At 48.4% G+C, this 18500-nt stretch carries 14 protein-coding genes and 2 pseudogenes; 10 read left to right on the top strand and 6 right to left on the bottom strand.

From position 1 onward, the window contains the following. Positions 1–918: UDP-glucose/GDP-mannose dehydrogenase family protein (locus ABY436_RS13335; RefSeq protein WP_372739455.1), on the top strand; the 918-nt coding region annotated here is incomplete at its 5' end. 142 nt (positions 919–1060) lie between these two features. Here ABY436_RS13335 and wecC read toward each other — a convergent pair. The 5 genes from wecC to pdhR all read right to left on the bottom strand — a co-directional run bounded on the left by wecC (position 1061) and on the right by pdhR (position 9649). Continuing rightward, the gene (gene wecC / locus ABY436_RS13340; RefSeq protein WP_372739456.1) at positions 1061–2314 is read right to left on the bottom strand and encodes a UDP-N-acetyl-D-mannosamine dehydrogenase; all 1254 of its coding nucleotides are present in this window, start codon (positions 2312–2314) and stop codon (positions 1061–1063) included. A gap of 171 nt (positions 2315–2485) precedes the next feature. Next, complete coding sequence (wecB, locus tag ABY436_RS13345) at positions 2486–3607, bottom strand: non-hydrolyzing UDP-N-acetylglucosamine 2-epimerase (protein WP_372739457.1); 1122 nt, start codon at positions 3605–3607, stop codon at positions 2486–2488. Positions 3608–3836: 229 nt separating this feature from the next. Then, positions 3837–5810 carry a dihydrolipoyllysine-residue acetyltransferase gene (gene aceF / locus ABY436_RS13350; RefSeq protein ID WP_372739458.1) on the bottom strand — a complete coding sequence of 658 codons (1974 nt, stop codon included), beginning with the start codon at positions 5808–5810 and terminating at the stop codon, positions 3837–3839. A gap of 105 nt (positions 5811–5915) precedes the next feature. Continuing rightward, on the bottom strand, positions 5916–8570 hold the full coding sequence (gene aceE / locus ABY436_RS13355; RefSeq protein ID WP_372739459.1) for a pyruvate dehydrogenase (acetyl-transferring), homodimeric type: 2655 nt from the start codon (positions 8568–8570) through the stop codon (positions 5916–5918). 320 nt (positions 8571–8890) lie between these two features. Further along, positions 8891–9649 carry a pyruvate dehydrogenase complex transcriptional repressor PdhR gene (gene pdhR / locus ABY436_RS13360; protein ID WP_372739460.1) on the bottom strand — a complete coding sequence of 253 codons (759 nt, stop codon included), beginning with the start codon at positions 9647–9649 and terminating at the stop codon, positions 8891–8893. A 395-nt stretch (positions 9650–10044) separates the two neighbouring features. Here pdhR and ABY436_RS13365 point away from each other — a divergent pair, with 395 nt between their 5' ends. The 4 genes and pseudogenes from ABY436_RS13365 to ABY436_RS13380 all read left to right on the top strand — a co-directional run. After that, entirely contained in the window at positions 10045–11112 is a 1068-nt protein-coding gene (locus ABY436_RS13365) for a TRAP transporter substrate-binding protein (protein WP_372739461.1), read from the top strand. Between the two features lie 120 nt (positions 11113–11232). After that, complete coding sequence (locus ABY436_RS13370; protein ID WP_090730568.1) at positions 11233–11757, top strand: TRAP transporter small permease subunit; 525 nt, start codon at positions 11233–11235, stop codon at positions 11755–11757. 2 nt (positions 11758–11759) lie between these two features. Then, a complete protein-coding gene (locus ABY436_RS13375; RefSeq protein ID WP_372739465.1) occupies positions 11760–13148 on the top strand; it encodes a TRAP transporter large permease subunit in 1389 nt (462 codons plus the stop codon). A gap of 155 nt (positions 13149–13303) precedes the next feature. Continuing rightward, positions 13304–13825, top strand: a pseudogene (locus ABY436_RS13380) (FAD-binding oxidoreductase); the annotation flags it as partial. Between the two features lie 78 nt (positions 13826–13903). Here ABY436_RS13380 and ABY436_RS13385 read toward each other — a convergent pair. Continuing rightward, positions 13904–14104, bottom strand: a complete 201-nt coding sequence (locus ABY436_RS13385) for a hypothetical protein (RefSeq protein WP_372739466.1) — start codon at positions 14102–14104, stop codon at positions 13904–13906. 12 nt (positions 14105–14116) lie between these two features. Between ABY436_RS13385 and ABY436_RS13390 the strand changes: the two are divergent. From ABY436_RS13390 to ABY436_RS13410, 5 genes and pseudogenes are all read left to right on the top strand, one after another. Beyond that, positions 14117–14836, top strand: a pseudogene (locus ABY436_RS13390) (FAD-linked oxidase C-terminal domain-containing protein); the annotation flags it as partial. A gap of 90 nt (positions 14837–14926) precedes the next feature. Continuing rightward, on the top strand, positions 14927–16210 hold the full coding sequence (locus ABY436_RS13395; protein WP_372739467.1) for a (Fe-S)-binding protein: 1284 nt from the start codon (positions 14927–14929) through the stop codon (positions 16208–16210). Between the two features lie 48 nt (positions 16211–16258). Further along, positions 16259–16747 carry a universal stress protein gene (locus ABY436_RS13400; RefSeq protein WP_372739462.1) on the top strand — a complete coding sequence of 163 codons (489 nt, stop codon included), beginning with the start codon at positions 16259–16261 and terminating at the stop codon, positions 16745–16747. Positions 16748–16806: 59 nt separating this feature from the next. After that, positions 16807–17700 (top strand): AEC family transporter, encoded by an 894-nt coding sequence (locus ABY436_RS13405; RefSeq protein WP_372739463.1) that lies wholly within the window; start codon positions 16807–16809, stop codon positions 17698–17700. 160 nt (positions 17701–17860) lie between these two features. Then, positions 17861–18500: ROK family protein (locus ABY436_RS13410; protein WP_372739464.1), on the top strand; the 640-nt coding region annotated here is incomplete at its 3' end.

Here is an 18500-nt window from a genome sequence, read left to right on the forward strand (position 1 = left end):
AATATACCTGAATATGCGGTGTGCTCTAACCCCGAGTTTTTGAAAGAAGGCGCGGCGATTGAAGATTTTACTAAGCCTTCGCGTATTGTTGTGGGGACTGATTCTGAAAAAGTACGCGAGTTAATGCACGAGTGTTATGGCCCGTACAATCGTAACCACGACAAACTGATTTTTATGGATGTGCGAGCAGCCGAGCTAACTAAGTATGCGGCTAATGCCATGCTGGCGACAAAAATCAGCTTTATGAATGAGATGTCGCAGCTGGCCGAACATTTGAATGTTGATGTTGAACAGGTACGTTTAGGTATTGGTTCTGACCCGCGTATCGGTTATCAATTTATTTACCCTGGCTGCGGTTATGGCGGCTCCTGCTTCCCTAAAGATGTGCAAGCGCTGGCGCGCACTGCTGACTCTGTCGGCTACGACGCGCAACTGCTGAAAGCGGTTGAAGCGGTTAACTACCGCCAGAAAGAGACACTCTTTACTAAGCTTGAACGCGCTTTTGATGGTGACCTTGCCGGTAAGACGATTGCCATCTGGGGGTTATCATTCAAGCCCAATACCGATGATATGCGTGCCGCGCCGAGTCGTGTGCTGATGGAGTCACTCTGGAAAGCCGGTGCAAAGGTTGTTGCTTATGACCCGGAAGCGATGAATGAAACCCACCGTATTTATGGCAAGCGGGATGATTTAAACCTGGTTGGCACCCGTGAAATTGCCGCTGAAGGCGCTGATGCGCTGGTGATCTGTACTGAGTGGAAATCTTTCAGGGCAGTTGATTTCAGCTGGTTAAAGGCCAAGCTGAACTTCCCTGTGATTGTTGATGGCCGTAACCTGTACAACCCTGAAGATGTTAAGAAAGCCGGCCTGATGTATTACGCGGTTGGCCGTGGTGATTCATTACAGACTGCTCTTTAGATAGAAGCATTTAATTTCTCGAAACATTGAGTTAACAGCATAAAAAGGGGCTTCAAACTAATTTGAAGCCCCTTTTATTTCTACTTTCCAGATGCTATCAATCTTCTATATATTTCAGCTACAAGCCATGTGTAAAAACGACTTAACCAATAATCCCACGCGTATCGATCACGACCTTAGTCGCGAACTGGGTTTTATCCGCTGCTTTAAACTCTTTGTGATCGACCAGAATCACGATCACATTGGCTTTATCCAGCGCACTTTCCAGACTCGACAATTCGATACCCGAGTCGGCCAATGATGCGGGCAGCTTGTTGATATTTGGCTCTACCGCGATGATCTCGCCAATTTTACGCTTCACTAAGTCTTCTACTATGTGCAGCGCAGGGCTTTCACGCAGATCATCGATATCGGCTTTAAAGGATAAACCTAAGCAGGCAATTACCGGGCGCTTGAACTCATCGGCCGCTTTCGCGATCTGATTAATCACGTAGAGTGGCTTAGCATCGTTGGTTAAACGCGCCTGCCTGATGATTTTTGCTTCTTCCGGGCAGCTATCGACGATAAACCACGGGTCAACGGCGATACAGTGGCCGCCCACACCCGGGCCTGGATTGAGGATGTTCACACGCGGATGGCGGTTCGCCAGCTTGACCAGCTCCCAGACGTTGATTTTTAGCTTGTCGCAAATCACCGAAAGCTCGTTAGCGAAGGCAATATTGACATCGCGGAAGGAGTTTTCGGTCAGTTTGGCCATTTCGGCGGTACGCGCATTGGTAACGATACATTCACCACGCACAAAGGTCTGATACAGCTCTACGGCGCGGTCGCTGCAGGCTTTTGACATTCCACCAATAACACGGTCGTTGGAAACCAGCTCCTGTAGTACGTAACCTGGCAGCACTCGCTCCGGGCAATGTGCGACTTTAATATCGGCGGCACTGCCTTTATCCTGCGGGAAGGTTAAATCAGGGCGTGCTTCGGCCAGCCAGGCAGCCATTTTTTCGGTTGTGCCGACCGGTGAAGTCGATTCCAATACCACCAGGTTACCCTTTGCTAACACCGGCGCGATGCGCTTCACCGCTGATTCGATATAAGACAGATCAGGTTGGTGGCGGCCATCGTCACTTTCAAGAAACGGTGTAGGTACGGCGATCATGAAGACATCCGCCGGCTCTGGCGTGATGGTGGCGCGTAAATTACCGGTGGTGACGACACTGCGTACGACGATATCCAGATCCGGTTCAACAATGTGGATTTTACCCGCATTGATGGTATCTACCGCTGACTGCACGACGTCGACACCAATCACTTTTATGCCACGCGACGCGATAATCGCGGCAGTGGGTAATCCGATATAACCTAATCCGATAACCGATACTGTTTCAAAACTCATATATTACTTACCTGTAAAAGTTGAGACCCTTGCTCGATTGCTCCTTTGTCTTCTGGCGGTGTTAAAAACGTACTCATTCGGTCATTTATAAACATAGACTCCCTCATTCCGTGCGCTTTTGCCTTACCAGTAAACAAATTTTCGGCTCGTGCAAAGCCCTCATGTTATTAATTATTGAGACGAAAGGGTTGCTACAATTTTCTGGCATGCGGTGCCGTCGCCGTAGGGGTTGATGGCGCGCGCCATGGAATCATATTTGGTTTGTGATTCCATCAGCTCAACCACACCCGCGACGATTCGTGCATAATCTGTACCCACCAGCTCGACGGTGCCGGCATCGACCGCTTCTGGCCGCTCGGTGTTATCGCGCATCACCAGCACCGGTTTGCCCAGCGACGGCGCTTCTTCCTGAATACCACCGGAGTCGGTCAGGATCAGATAGCTACGGTTCATCAGGTAAACAAAGGGCAGGTAGTCTTGCGGGTCGATCAGATAGATATTATCGACATCTTTTAACAAGCGGTTAACCGGTTCTTGCACATTCGGGTTTAAATGCACCGGATAAACGATTTGTGATTGCGGGTAACGCTTAGCGATATCGACTAACGCTTCACAGATACGCTCAAACCCGCCGCCAAAGGATTCACGGCGATGGCCGGTAACCAGAATGAGTTTTTTACTCTCATCCAGGAAAGGAAAACGCGATGATAAGGTCGATTCCAGCGTGCTGTCGCTGTTGATCTTATCCACGACCCAATGCAGCGCATCAATGACGGTGTTGCCGGTAATGGAGACATACTCTTTCGAGACTTTCTCATTGATTAAGTTCTGATACGACAGCTGCGTCGGTGCAAAATGCCATTGGGTGAGCGTTGCCGTTAGCTTACGGTTAGCTTCTTCCGGCCACGGTGACGTGATATCACCGGTGCGCAATCCTGCTTCGATATGCCCTACGGGTATCTGCTCGTAAAATGCCGCCAATGCTGTAGAAAAAGTGGTGCTGGTGTCGCCATGCACTAAGACGATATCGGGCTTAAACTCGCGTAATACTTCGCGAATACCCAGCAGGATGCGCGAGGTCACATCAAACAGATCCTGGCCGGGCTGCATAATATTGAGATCGTAATCGGGGGTAATTTCAAACAGCTCTAAGACCTGATCGAGCATCTCGCGATGCTGAGCGGTGACACAGACACGGCTTTCAAATTGCGACTCCTGCGCCAGTGTTTTGACTAAAGGCGCCATCTTGATGGCTTCCGGGCGCGTACCAAATACGGTGAGAATTTTTTTCATATTATCCTTAATCTCTCTGTTGAGTCATTAAGACTTATAGCCATGCCATTGTGCTGGTTTTTAAAAGAACTAAATTAGCTTTTTCGATAATCTGTTGCAAGATGCAGCGTGGCGCTATTAGTTTTATACGTCATTATAGCTATGTATTTTTTAAATCGCAGACAAAAAAATAGGGTTCCTTTCGGAACCCTATAAAGCTAAGCCAAGGGACTTGCTAAAAAGTTACGCTTTACAGCATTAAGCGGCGAATGTCGCTTAATAAGCTGTTGAGGTAGGTTAGGAATCGACCTGCATCGCCGCCGTTAATAGCGCGGTGATCGTAGGATAAGCACAATGGCAGCATCATACGTGGTTCGAACTCTTTACCGTTCCAGCGTGGTCTGATATCTGCTTTAGACACACCCAGAATACCGACTTCAGGTGCGTTGACGATTGGCGTAAAGCCCGTTCCGCCAATACCACCCAAGCTGGAGATCGTGAAGCATGCGCCTTGCATTTCGTTTGGCTTGAGTTTGCGATTTTTCGCTTTACCCGCCAGTTCGTTTGCTTCTAAAGACAGCTCATAGATTGATTTTTTATCCGCATCTTTGATCACGGGCACCATCAAACCATTTGGCGTATCGACTGCCAAACCGATGTTGATGTATTTTTTGTAGACGATGTGTTCACCGTCTGCATCCAGTGATGCATTGAATTTTGGATTTTCAGCCAGGGCTTTAGCAACCGCTTTGATCATGAAAGGCAGCGGCGTTAATTTAACACCTGCTTTGAGTGCATCTTCTTTCATCTCTTTACGGAACGCTTCCAGCTCGGTGATATCTGCATCGTCAAACTGCGTGACGTGCGGGATATTCAACCAGCAGCGCGACATATTGGCTGCGGTCAATTTACCGATTTTGCTCAGCGCGACTTTTTCGATCTCACCAAACTTACTGAAATCAACCGCAGGAATCGCAGGAATACCTGATCCACCGGTGACGCCAGCGGCTGCGGCTGGTTTTTCTTTCAGCTGCTTAAGTGCATTTTTCACATAAGTCTGAACGTCTTCTTTAAGGATACGACCATTACGGCCTGTGCCCTTAACGTCGCTCAAATCAACACCGTACTCACGTGCGGTTGCACGTACTGCCGGCCCGGCATTCACTGTGCGATTTTTCTTTTCAAGCTCAACCTGGCTAACTGCACTCTTTGCAGGTGAAGCCGCTGCTGGCGCTGGCGCCGCTGCTTTAGCCGGTGCTGCTGCAGGTGCAGGTGCAGGCGCTGCTGCTGCCGCTGGTGTCGCAACAGGCGCGCTGCCCGCTACTTCCAATACCAACAACACATCACCTTCGTTACAGGTGCTGCCTTCTTTGATCAGTACTTCTTTAACCGTACCGCCTTTAGGCGCTGGTACTTCCATTGACGCTTTATCGGTTTCCAGTGCGATCAGGCTATCGCCTTCCTCAATCACGTCGCCCGCTTTTACCATCACTTCAATAACGTCAACATCGGTTGCGCCACTCAGATCAGGTACGAGTACGTTTTCAATACCGCCGGCTGCTGCTGGCGCTGCAACTGGTGCAGCCGCTGCCGCTGCCGGAGCGGCGGCTGCTGGTTGTGATGCCGGGGCCGCTGCTGCAGATGCTGCACCGCCGCCGACTTCCAACATAATCAGCAGGTCGCCTTCGTTACAGGTGCTGCCTTCTGTAATTTTAACTTCAACGACCTTACCACCCATCGGGGCCGGTACTTCCATTGATGCTTTGTCAGTTTCCAGCGCGATCAGGCTATCGCCCTCTTCGATGACGTCACCGACTTTAACCATGACTTCGATAACATCTACATCGGTTGCACCACTGAGGTCAGGCACTAATACCTGTTCAACACTGCTAGCTGCAGTCGCCGCCGGAGCCGGTGCTGCGGCTACTGGAGCAGGTGCCGCCGCTGCCGGCGCTGCGGTTGCTGTTGGAGCAGGTGCGGCTGCCGCGCCTGTTTCCAATGTCAGAATCACGTCACCTTCGTTGCAGGTATCGCCTTCTTTAATCGTTACTTCTACGACGGTGCCTGCTTGTTCTGCCGGTACTTCCATCGATGCTTTATCGGTTTCCAGCGCTATCAGGCTATCGCCTTCTGCGACTACGTCACCGGCCTTAACCAGCACTTCGATAACATCTACGTCTTCTGCGCCGCTTAAATCCGGAACTGTAATTGTGATTATGCTCACGATAATGTCCTCTATTCGTTATTCGCCAATGCGTTCAATTCAACTTGTAAAATCAGCATGCCTGAGCTGACGCTCAGGCAGTTTCTGAGACTTGTATATAAAATTTTATACAGTCCAGGGCGCTGGTTTCTCTGGGTTGAGATTGAATTTCTGCATGGCTTTAGCGACGACAGAAGCTTCTAGCTTGCCATCTTCCTGCAGGGCTTTGAGTGCTGCGATAGTTACGTAGTAACGGTTTACTTCGAAGAACTCACGCAGTTTAGTACGCGTATCAGAACGACCAAAACCGTCTGTACCCAACACTTTATAACGTGCCGGAATGTATTCACGCAGCTGATCAGCATACATGCGCATGTAATCGGTTGCGGAAATCACAGGACCCTGACGATCTTGCAGACACTCAGTCACGTAAGCCACTTTAGGCTGTGCTTCCGGGTGCAGCATGTTATGACGTTCAACGCTCATCGCATCACGACGCAATTCATTGATTGATGTGGTGCTCCAGATATCTGATTCGATACCGAACTCTTCACGCAGGATAACAGCCGCTGCTTCCACTTCGCGCAAGATAGTACCGCAACCCATCAACTGGACTTTCAGTTCAGCGTCTTTACCTTCGGCAAGCAGGTACATACCTTTGATGATGCCTGCTTCTGCACCGACCGGCATTTCCGGGTGGCTGTAGTTTTCGTTCATGGTGGTGATGTAGTAGAAACGGTTTTCACCTTTTCCGTACATACGCTCTAAACCATCCTGAACAATAACGGTTAGCTCGTAACCATAGGTCGGATCGTAAGAAACACAGTTAGGTACCATCTGTGCCATCAGGTGACTGTGGCCATCCTGATGCTGCAGACCTTCACCGTTAAGTGTGGTACGCCCTGCCGTTGCTCCGATAAGGAATCCGCGTGCCTGCATATCGCCGGCAGCCCAGATCAGATCCATGACGCGCTGGAAGCCGAACATTGAGTAGAAAATATAGAACGGAATCACCGGGCAGTTGTTGTTTGCGTAGGAAGTTGCACAGGCAATCCAGGCAGACATAGCACCGGCTTCGTTGATACCTTCTTCCAGAATCTGGCCGGTTTTGGACTCTTTGTAGAACATGATCTGGTCGCTATCATGCGGTACATAGCGCTGGCCGACAGAAGTGTAGATACCTAACTGACGGAACATCCCTTCCATACCAAAGGTACGTGCTTCATCCGGAATGATCGGCACAACACGGTCGCCGATGTTTTTGTCTTTAACCAGTGTATTGAGTACGCGGTTCAACGACATCTGCGTTGATAGCTCACGCTCACCACTGCCTTTGAGGTTGTTAGAGAAAGCTTCCAGCGCCGGCGTTTCCAGTGTTTGCACCTGGCTGCGACGTACCGGATAGAAACCGCCGAGTTTTTCGCGGCGCTCAAACATGTACTTCATTTCGGCTGAATCAGCTGACGGACGGTAATAAGGCACGTCTTTCAGTTGCTCATCATCCAATGGGATGGTGAAGCGATCACGGAAATCTTTCAGATCATCAATCGCTACTTTCTTCAACGAGTGAGTGTCGTTTTTCGCTTCGCCGGATTTACCCGTGCCGTAACCTTTGACGGTTTGCGCCAGGATAACCGTTGGACGGCCGGTGTTGCTCATTGCTGAATGGTATGCAGCATAAACTTTGTACGGATCGTGACCACCACGGTTGAGGTTCATGATCTCGTCATCAGACATGTCCTTAACCATTTCTAACAGTTCAGGATATTTACCAAAGAAGTGCTCACGTGTGTATGCGCCGCCGTTGGCTTTAAAGTTCTGCAGCTCACCATCGCAGACTTCATCCATACGTTTTTGCAGCAGACCGTTAACATCTTTTTCAAAGAGTGGATCCCAGTGACGACCCCACAAACATTTGATAACGTTCCAGCCGGCACCACGGAAGACACCTTCCAGCTCCTGAACAATTTTTCCGTTACCACGAACAGGGCCATCAAGGCGCTGCAGGTTACAGTTGATAACGAAGACCAGGTTTTCCAGGCTTTCGCGTCCAGCCAGAGCAATCGCACCGAGTGATTCCGGCTCATCACACTCACCGTCACCAAGGAATGCCCATACTTTACGGTCTGCACGGTCAATCAGACTACGTGCCGACAGGTAACGCATGACGTGTGCCTGGTAGATGGCCTGAATTGGCCCAAGACCCATAGACACGGTCGGGAACTGCCAGAAGTCAGGCATTAACCATGGATGTGGATAAGACGACAAACCGTTGCCATCGACTTCACGACGGAAGTTGTCGAGCTGATCTTCGGTTAAGCGACCTTCAAGATAGGCGCGTGCATAGATACCAGGAGAGATATGACCCTGGAAAAACACCATATCTGATTCTTGTCCACCTTCATTACCACGGAAAAAGTAGTTAAAGCCGATATCGTAAAGCGTGGCTGAAGAGGAGAAACTGGAGATATGTCCGCCCAGACCTTCTTTGTTGTCATTGGCACGCATAACCATTGCCATTGCATTCCAACGAATGAATGAACGGATGCGGCGTTCCATAAACAAGTCGCCCGGCATGCGGACTTCATCTCTGGGAGCAATCGTATTGCGGTAAGGGGTAGTAACAGCACCACGGCTCTCTACACCCATATCTGACGCTTTGCGTCCTAGTTGCGCTAATAGGAAACGCGCACGATCATCGCCATCATTTTTAGCGACTGATTCGAGCGCCTCTAGCCATTCATTTGTTTCAATTGGGTCAATATCATCTATTTGTTGCACGTTGCCTTCTCCACGTATGCTTTTAAAGCACTCATCCCTTGGTAATTGTATATCAGGCTTCTTATTCTGTTAGACGGACTAACCGAGCCTGCTTTTTAATTGAGAGAACTTTTGAAACTACCGGGTAATACTACCGAAGTACTGTAATTTAACTACCGGGCAGCGTCTAATCTCTCTTTTTTATTTGTAGTAATACTACAAAATTTTTAAAAACCTGTCTACAAAACACTCAGAACTTAACAAAAAAGACCTGCAAATATCATTTTTGTAGTTTTTATACAGAAATCTATTTATAGACTAACGTCTTATGATGCGACTTTTTATACATTTTTTGAGCGCCGCATCGCCCTTTCTATCCGAGTATTTTCACGCCCCTGTTCCAGCAATGACTCTTCAACATATGCCAAATGGTCATGCGCTGCTTTTTGAGCGAGGTCAGGCTCACCGGAAAAAATAGCCTCCATCAGTTTAAAATGTTGATCATGAATTTTTTGCCGGTATCCCGGCTTCGGATATATGTTCTGCAAATTATCACCAATGTGCTGCCTTAACAAACTGAACAAGGCCCTCATCATGTGCAATAACACCATATTATGGGTAGAGGCGGCAATGGTGAGGTGAAAATCCACATCCGCGGCCACTTCTTTTTGAAAATCCTTATTCTGGTGATGTACCTGCAGAGCATCGTAGCTACTTCTGATCGCTTCTTTATCTGCGGGGGTACTGCGTAACGCGGCGTAATAAGCCGTCACGCCTTCCAGAGCATGCCGAAACTCAAGCAAATCATATTGGGCTTCAGGATGCATTTTGAAGAGCTCGAGCAACGGATCCATAAAGGACCCACCCAGATCTTCAGAAACATATGTACCTCCCCCCTGCCGGCTAACCAATAATCCTTTAGCCGTAAGTTTTTGAATAGCTTCGCGCAATGAAGGCCTGGACACCTCAAATTGAGCCGACAATGCTCTTTCCGGTAACAGTTTTTGCCCCGGCTTTAAGGTTCCTTCCAATATCATCACTTCCATTCGTTCCACGATGACATCTGATATTTTAGGCTGCTTCACCTTTTGATACGCCATACTCTACGATTCCAACACATTGATTTACCCACTACCCACTACCCATTTCTGTCTATCACAGCCGTTTTACGCACATGCAGCAATTGGTCATACCTATTTATAGCTATCTGTACCTATTCTACCCCTGCTGACCCGTATTGATTTTTTGTCGCGTTGCCGGCTTAACTGAATATGAAACTAGCGCTTATTGGCGATAAAACCAAACACTATTTAATTTATCAAAAAGATTGACAAGTACTGGTTAAAAAAAATACAGTAGCAACCTAAATCATGGTAAATTGGTATTACCAATTTAACAAGAGTTTTTTCTAACACTGTTATATCTATGAATCTGTTGTATATTTAGCACCGGGTCTACAAAAAAAATAAATAAACATCGTTATTGAGGATGAGACATGAAAAAATTTACCAAATCTGTAATCTCTGCTGCTGTTCTGGCAGGTGTTGCTGCTACGGCGATGATGCCTGCTCAGGCAGCTGATAAATTATTACTGAAAACCCCCATTGCTTTCGGCTCTCATCTACCTGCATTAGGCACACCCATTGTTTGGGTTTCTGAGCAATTAAGTCTTGTTAGTGATGGCACGCTAAAGATGAAAATCTACGAGCCAAGCAAGCTGGTTGCTCCGCCGGAAATTCTGGGCGCTGTTTCTTCCGGTAAAGTTAACTCAGGCTATGCTACTGCTGGTTACTGGCAGGGTAAAATGCCGGCTTCCGGTTTCTTCTCTGCTGTGCCTTTTGGCCCTGAAGCAGGCGAATACATGGCGTGGTTGTATTACGGAAACGGCCTGAAGCTGTATCAGGAAATGTATGACACCAATGGCTACAACGTCAAAGTTCTGCCTTGCGCCATCCTTTCACCAGAAACTTCTGGCTGGTTCAAAAAAGAGATCAATACACCTGAAGACCTTAAAGGCCTGAACATGCGTTTCTTCGGTCTGGGTGCTTCCGTGATGGAAAAAATGGGTGTATCTACCTCGCAGTTGCCTGGCGGTGAGATCTTTGGTGCGCTGGAGAAAGGTGCAATCGATGCCTCTGAGTTCTCGCAACCAGCGATCGATCAGCGTCTTGGTTTCCAGAAGATCATGAAGTACAACTATTTCCCTGGCTGGCATCAACAAGCAACGATTTTCGAATTGCTAATCAACAAAGACGTATGGAACAAGATGTCTGAAGGCCAACAGGCGATTGTTGACGGCACCTGTAAAGCTTCTATGACCAACTCATTTGCTGAAGGTGAAGCGATGCAGTTCCCGGTTATGGCTGAAGCCAAAGCCAACGGCGTTGAGATCCGTTACTGGAATGACACTATGCTGAAAGCCTTTGAAGACAAATGGCTTGAAGTGGCTGCTGAGAAGTCTGCTGAAGATGCGTTCTTTAAGAAAGTATGGGATGATTTGAGCGAATTCCGTAAAGGTTACGACCTTTGGGAAGCTAACGCATTCCTACCCCGTAGCCGTTAATCGTTCGCTTAACTTAACGCGATTTACCCGCGTTATGTAGCAAAAAGCTATGCTAAGGCAGACAATAATTTATTGTCTGCCTTTCATTTATACAATAATAATCGATGTAGGTACCTTCCTGTGACTGAGAACGATACTCTCCCATCAGTACCTCTGGCCGATATGATCGATCGCTTTATCCAGCGCATCGGCATGTCGGTTGCCTGGTGCTACGTCCTGCTGGTTTTTGTCATTATTTTGCAGGTCGTGCTTCGAAAAGGGTTTTCAAGCGGTTTAATTATATTTGAAGAGCTGCAATGGCACCTCTATGCGCTAGGCGTGATGATCGGTCTGTCTTATGCGCAAACCACTAACTCACATATTCGCGTAGATCTCTTTTATTCACGCTTTCGGGCGCGCACTAAACATATCATTGAAATTCTTGGCATCCTTATTTTAGTCATGCCGTTTATTGTGATTGTGTTCCTCCACAGTATCGATTTCTTTTATGACGCATATCGCATCAATGAAGGCTCTCAATCCCCTTCCGGGCTGCCTTATCGTTGGATTATAAAAGGGGTTATTCCGGTCAGCTTTGCTTTATTGGGTCTTGCTATGCTTTCTCGACTTTACCGTGACACCGTTTTACTTATGCGTGGAGAATAATGATGGACGCCAATGAAATCATGGTCATTGCGATGTTCTTATCTTTCATCGCTCTGTTATTTACCGGTATACCTGTTGCCTGGGTATTAGCCGGCGTCGGGATTATTTTTGCTTTTATCGGCCAGTTTGCCGATGTTTATCTGGATACGATGACCGGACTGGATTACACCACGCTGGGCCTGGTGGTAAACCGTCTTTATAAGATCATGGACAACTGGATTCTGGTTGCACTGCCGATGTTTATCTTCATGGGCATTATGCTGGACAAATCCGGGGTTGCTGAAGAACTGATGCACTCGATGCAAGAGCTGTTTGGCCGTGTACGCGGCGGGCTTGCAGTCACCGTAACGGCGATCGGTATTATTCTGGCGGCCTCCACCGGGATTATTGGCGCATCCGTTGTACTGCTGGCAGTGATGTCTCTGCCATCGATGACGAAACAAGGTTACTCAATGCCGTTAGCACTGGGGACGATTGCGTCTGCCGGTACGTTAGGTATTTTGATTCCACCCAGCATTATGCTGGTTATCATGGCCGATCAGTTAGGCTTATCGGTTGGTGACCTGTTTATGGGAGCGGTTATCCCTGGCTTGATGCTCGGCGCTATGTATATTGTTTACATTCTGGTTTATGCCTATATCAAGCCGAACGCTGCACCGGTGCCTAAGGATGCTAAAGCGGTTACCTGGCCGGTTGTTCTCAACGTACTGAAAGCAGTATTACCGACGTTATTCCTTATTTTTGTAGTGCTGGGTTCTATCTTTGCTGGCTTTGCCACACCGACAGAAGCCTCCGGCGTGGGCGCATTAGGCGCTACACTGCTAGCATTATACAACCGTCGTTTCAGCTTTCCTGTACTTAAAGAGGTCATGGGCGGCACGCTCAACACCACAGCGTATATTTTCGCTATCTTTATTGGTGCGACCTGTTTTGCACTGGTATTGCGTGAGCTGGGCGGTGATGAGCTGATTGAGTCATTCCTGACAGGTCTGCCTTTTGGCCCTTACGGTATTATCCTCTTTATACTGGCTGTGATTTTCCTACTCGGCTTCTTCCTTGACTGGATAGAGATCACCTTGATTATCCTGCCGCTGTTGGCGCCGGTTATCACGGCACTGGGATTAGATATCGACGGTTACGGTGTGGTGGATAGCCCGGAACTGGTGTGGTTCGTGATGTTGGTGGCGATGGCATTACAGACATCCTTCCTGACACCGCCGGTCGGCTTTGCCCTCTTCTATCTGAAAGGTGTTTGCCCGCCGAATGTGAAGTTGTCTGATATTTATAAAGGTGTCATTCCTTTTATCGGCCTGCAGCTAATCGCGCTATTCATTCTGGTTTTCTGGCCGCAGTTAGTGCTTTGGCTACCCGCCATCGCTTACGCTAAATAAGCAAAGCCATTGTGTTACCCGTGGTATCCCAGTTGATACCACGGTTTTTAAATTCAGATCTACGCTCAGTTTTAAGTGACGCTCACCCTTCAGAGCAGGCTGCTCTCAATCAGCGCCCTATCAACAAGCTTCCAGCAGGTGGCCCGGTGAATAATATGAAACAGACACATCGTGATTTTCTTACCACGCTTCAGCAATTTATTCCTGAAGAGCGTTTAATTACTGATCCTCTTCGTACGTTGGCGTATGGCACAGATGCGAGCTTTTATCGCCTGATTCCACAGATTGTGGTGCGAGCTGAAAGTGAAAAAGATATTGCTAAGATTGTTACCTCAGCCAACCAACATCAGATTCCTGTTACCTTTCGTGCAGCGGGAACGAGCCTCTCCGGCCAGGCGATTACTGACTCTGTATTGATTCAGTTAGGCGACGGCTGGAAAGGCTATAAAATAAATAAAGACGCGACAGAAATCAGCTTACAACCGGGCGTCATTGGTGGCCAGGCGAATAGTTACCTGGCACCCTTTAATAAAAAAATCGGCCCGGACCCTGCCTCTATTAATGCAGCTATGATCGGTGGTATTGCCGCTAACAATGCCAGTGGCATGTGCTGTGGTACGGCGCAGAACAGTTACCGCACCTTAAAAAGCATGAAGTTGATACTGGCTGACGGTACGCAGCTGGATACCGGTAACCTGCATTCTGTGAACCGCTTTAAACTGTCTCACAAAGCCTTACTCGATTCACTGGATGCGTTAGGCAAGCAAACACGCGCTAACAAGGTACTGCACGAGCGTATCCTGCATAAATATCGCCTTAAAAATACCACCGGCTATGCGCTGAACTCTCTGGTGGATTACACCGATCCTATCGACATGCTGCAGCATCTGATGATCGGATCTGAAGGCACATTGGGCTTTATGTCCGAGATCACCTACCGCACCGTTGATGAGCATCCGAATAAAGCCTCTGCCCTGATCTTCTTTAACAGCGTTCGCACTACCTGCGATGCCGTCGCTATTCTGAAGAAAACACCGGTCTCTGCGGTGGAGCTGATGGACCGTGCCGGTTTACGTTCGGTGGAAGATAAACCCGGCATGCCTGATTTTATGCGTGAGCTTCCCGAGGATGCTGCTGCCCTGTTGGTTGAGACACGCGCGGCCGATCCTGCCGATCTCGCCACTCAGGTGGAAACCATCAAAGCATCCTTGGCGGGCCTGACGACTACCCGCCCGATCGAATTCACGACCAACCCGGAAGAGTACGCCAAATACTGGGCGATCCGTAAAGGTCTGTTCCCCGCTGTGGGTGCGATACGCCAGACCGGCACGACGGTAATCATCGAAGATGTCGCTTTTCCGGTTGAACAGCTTGCCGATGCGGTGCACGATCTCCACCAGCTCTTTAAAAAATGGCACTACAACGAAGCCTTGATTTTTGGCCATGCGCTGGAAGGTAATCTCCACTTTGTATTTACTCAGGCATTTGATACTCAGGAAGAGATTGATCGCTACGATGGCCTGATGGAGGATGTGGCTAACATGGTCGTTGGTACTTACGATGGCTCACTCAAAGCCGAGCATGGTACCGGCCGCAATATGGCGCCGTTTGTCGAGCTGGAATGGGGCAAAGATGCTTATCAGCTGATGTGGGAACTCAAAGAGCTGCTGGATCCTAATGCTATTCTGAATCCCGGCGTTGTACTCAACAAAAACAGCCATGTTCATCTGGAAAACCTCAAACCGTTACCGGCGGCTGATCCTCTGGTCGACAAGTGCATTGAGTGCGGTTTCTGTGAACCCACCTGCCCGTCGCGCGACTTAACCCTGACACCTCGCCAACGCATTGTTATCTGGCGTGAAATTGCACGCCTTGAAGCCGAAGCTTCAGGCCCTAAGGCAGACCCTGAGCGCTTAGCCGAACTGCGCAAAGAATATCAATATCAAGGCACCGAAACCTGCGCCGCCTGTGGTTTATGCTCAACAACCTGCCCCGTGGGTATTAACACCGGTGACCTGACACGCGCTATCCGTAGTCAGAACAACGAGAAACACACTAAACTGGCGCAATGGCTGGCAGACCACTACGGCACACTGGCAAAAGCCAGTAGGTTCACTTTCGCGGCAGCGGATATGACCCACGGGCTAATCGGCACGCAAGCGATGACGGCGATCACCGGCACGGCACGCAAGCTGTCTGGCGGACGCATCCAGCAATGGACGCCCTCTATGCCGACCGGCGCACCTAAAATAAAAGCGCCAGCTAGCGCCTCGAATGCTTTAGCAACGACTGGATCTAGTGCTGCGCCAAAAGTTGTTTATCTGCCCAGCTGTGCCAGCCGAACCATGGGCCCTGCACGAGGCGAGTCAGATCAGACTTCTCTGGCGGATAAAACCGAAGCCCTGTTACGTAAAGCGGGTTTTGAAGTGATCTATCCAGCAGCGATGGATAACCTTTGTTGCGGTATGCCGTTTCAATCCAAGGGAATGTTTGACGCAGCTGATTCTAAATCTGCGGAGATTGAAAAAGTACTGCTTGAGATCACAGAAAACGGCACACTTCCTGTGTATTCTGATACCAGCCCTTGTAGCTTACTACTAAAGGATAAACTCGACTCGCGGATCAAACTTTATGATACCGTCGATTTTATTGATGAGTTTCTGTTAGACCGTTTGATTTTTACTGCCAGTTCCGAGCCTGTAGCGCTACACATCACCTGTAGTGCAACGCGCATGGGACAAGCTGACAAGCTCAAACGCATTATGTCTGCATGCTCGACACAGGTTGTTATTCCTGACCAGATAACCTGCTGTGGATTTGCTGGCGACAAAGGCTTCTCAACCCCTGAGTTAAATGCATCGGCTTTGCGGACGCTGAAAGGCGCTGTACATGAGTGCACTGCAGGCTATTCGACCAGTCGCACCTGCGAAATTGGTTTAAGCCATCATAGTGGGATTGATTATAAATCGATCATTTATCTGGTTGATCGCTGTACTCAGCCAATCATGAGTAAAACAGCATCAACTGAAGAAAATAACCGCATTCAGACTCAAAAAAGCTGAGCGGTAAACTAAACATATTCAACTAAATACCGTTGTGAGGATAGCATCATGGCTTTACCTGAAATCAATACCATTCTTTACACTACCTCTTTGGGTAGCCACACGCGTCCGGTTTTTCGCCATGCCGTAAAACTTGCCACTGCATTGAATGCAAAAATTATTATTCTGCATGTTGTTGAGCCTATTGGTGAGATGGGTACTGCTCTGATCAAAAATTATGTACCGAAAGATCTGTTGAAAAAAATACACGATGAAGGAATCAATGAGATTCATCAGAATATGCATACGCGCATTGAAAAATTCTGTGCAGAAGAGTTAAATAACCTGCCTGCAGCTGACAAACTGAATGTTGAATATGTCGTCGTTGAAGGTAATCACACTGACTCTATTCTGAATGAAGCGAAAAAGCGCGGCGTACAGTTGATTATTATGGGCGCTGAAAATAGCTTTGGCCGTCATAGCCACACTGCTCAACAAGTTGCCAGAAATGCGACTGTGCCTGTTGTTATTGTGCCTACCGGCAAAAAATACGATTAATTACTGAGCTGTTTCATAGCAGCCTTTATGGAAAGTAGCCTATATGGATAGTAGTCTTTATGGATAGCAGTACACTGGCATTACTGGAACGGATTTTTCTTACGGTATTTCCGCTTGTAGCGATTGTCAGTGTGGGCTACTTTTATGCGCGTAAGCAGCATACCGATATGTCGACGGCCAACACGATCAATATCGATGTGTTTGTCCCCGCGTTAATTTTTTCTGTACTGTCTGCCAAATCATTTGATCTGCCACAATTCCAAATGCTGGCCGTGGGTGCAGCGATAATCGTCTTAGGTTCCGGCTTGCTGTTGTTTCCGCTGTGTAAGCTGCTTAAGGTGAGCCCTAAAACGTTCCTACCGCCCATGATGTTCAATAACAGCGGTAATCTGGGATTACCCCTGGCGGTGCTGGCTTTTGGAGAGCAAGCGTTACCGGCCGCGGTTGTGCTTTTTCTGGTTGAGAACCTGCTGCACTTTACGGTTGGTTTATACATTCTTGATCATAAAACCAACCCGATTAAAGTGCTGAAAATGCCCATGATCGTGGCAACTATTGCCGGACTCGTCTGGAGTACTTTTGATCTGCATGTACCCACAGCGGCGGCCACCTTTATCGAGATGCTCGGGCAGATCTCTATCCCGTTAATGCTTTTTGCATTGGGTGTGAGGATGACCAGCGTGGATTTATCACATTGGAAAATCGGCCTCTGGGGCGCTATTTTATGCCCGCTCAGCGGATTAGTTATCGCATTGGCGCTGCAACCATTATTACAGCTAGAACCCATCCAGTTTACCTACCTTGTGTTATTTGGCGCGCTCCCTCCTGCCGTTCTTAATTACATGGTGTCTGAACGCTATCAACAAGAACCGCACCAGGTCGCTTCGATTGTATTACTGGGTAATATCGCAAGTCTGATCATTATTCCGGTCACATTGTTCTTTGTACTGTGACGCTAGCTCTTTTGTCTGCCAGCGGCGTTAAAAACGTACTCAATCGGTCATTTATAAGTTATAAACTGCCTTATTTCGTGCGTTTTTGTCCTGCCGGAAAACAACATTGCGGCTCGTGCTAAGATCTCACTGTGACTTTTTTTACTGATTCGGCTTTGCTATGCGTTTAGGAATAGATCTGGGTGGCACCAAAATAGAGATCATTGCGTTAGAGCGTAACGCCGTGATTTACAGAAAACGTGTAGCAACGCCCCAAGGCGATTATCCCGCCACACTGGCAGCCATTGCCAATCTCGTTCAGGACGCTGAACTCAAGACAGGTTTCAAGGCAGAACTTACGGCAGGTCTCAAGGCAAGAACGCCGGCCAGTATAGGCATAGGCATTCCTGGTGTTATTTCAGCCGACACCCAAAAAGTAAAAAATGCCAACTCAACCTGCCTGATCGGTAAGCCCCTGCAGCACGATTTAGAAACGCTACTCGCTCGCCCCGTTCGTATTGCAAACGATGCCAACTGCTTTGCCCTTTCTGAAGCGATTGATGGAGCCGGGCAATCTGGCAATGTTGTCTTTGGCGTGATTCTGGGAACGGGCGTAGGCGGCGGCCTTGTCGTTAACCAACAGGTACTTTGCGGCTGCAACGGCATCACAGGTGAATGGGGACACAACCCCCTGCCCTGGCCCGGTGAAACAGAATACCCCGGTCCCGTCTGCTATTGTGGACAAAAAGGCTGTATTGAAACCTTTATCTCCGGGCCCGGCGCTTTACAACGCCATCTAGAAAGCAGCAAGGATCAACACA

The sequence above is a fragment of the Neptunomonas sp. genome (assembly GCF_041601355.1).
Classification (GTDB): Bacteria; Pseudomonadota; Gammaproteobacteria; order Pseudomonadales; family Balneatricaceae; genus Neptunomonas.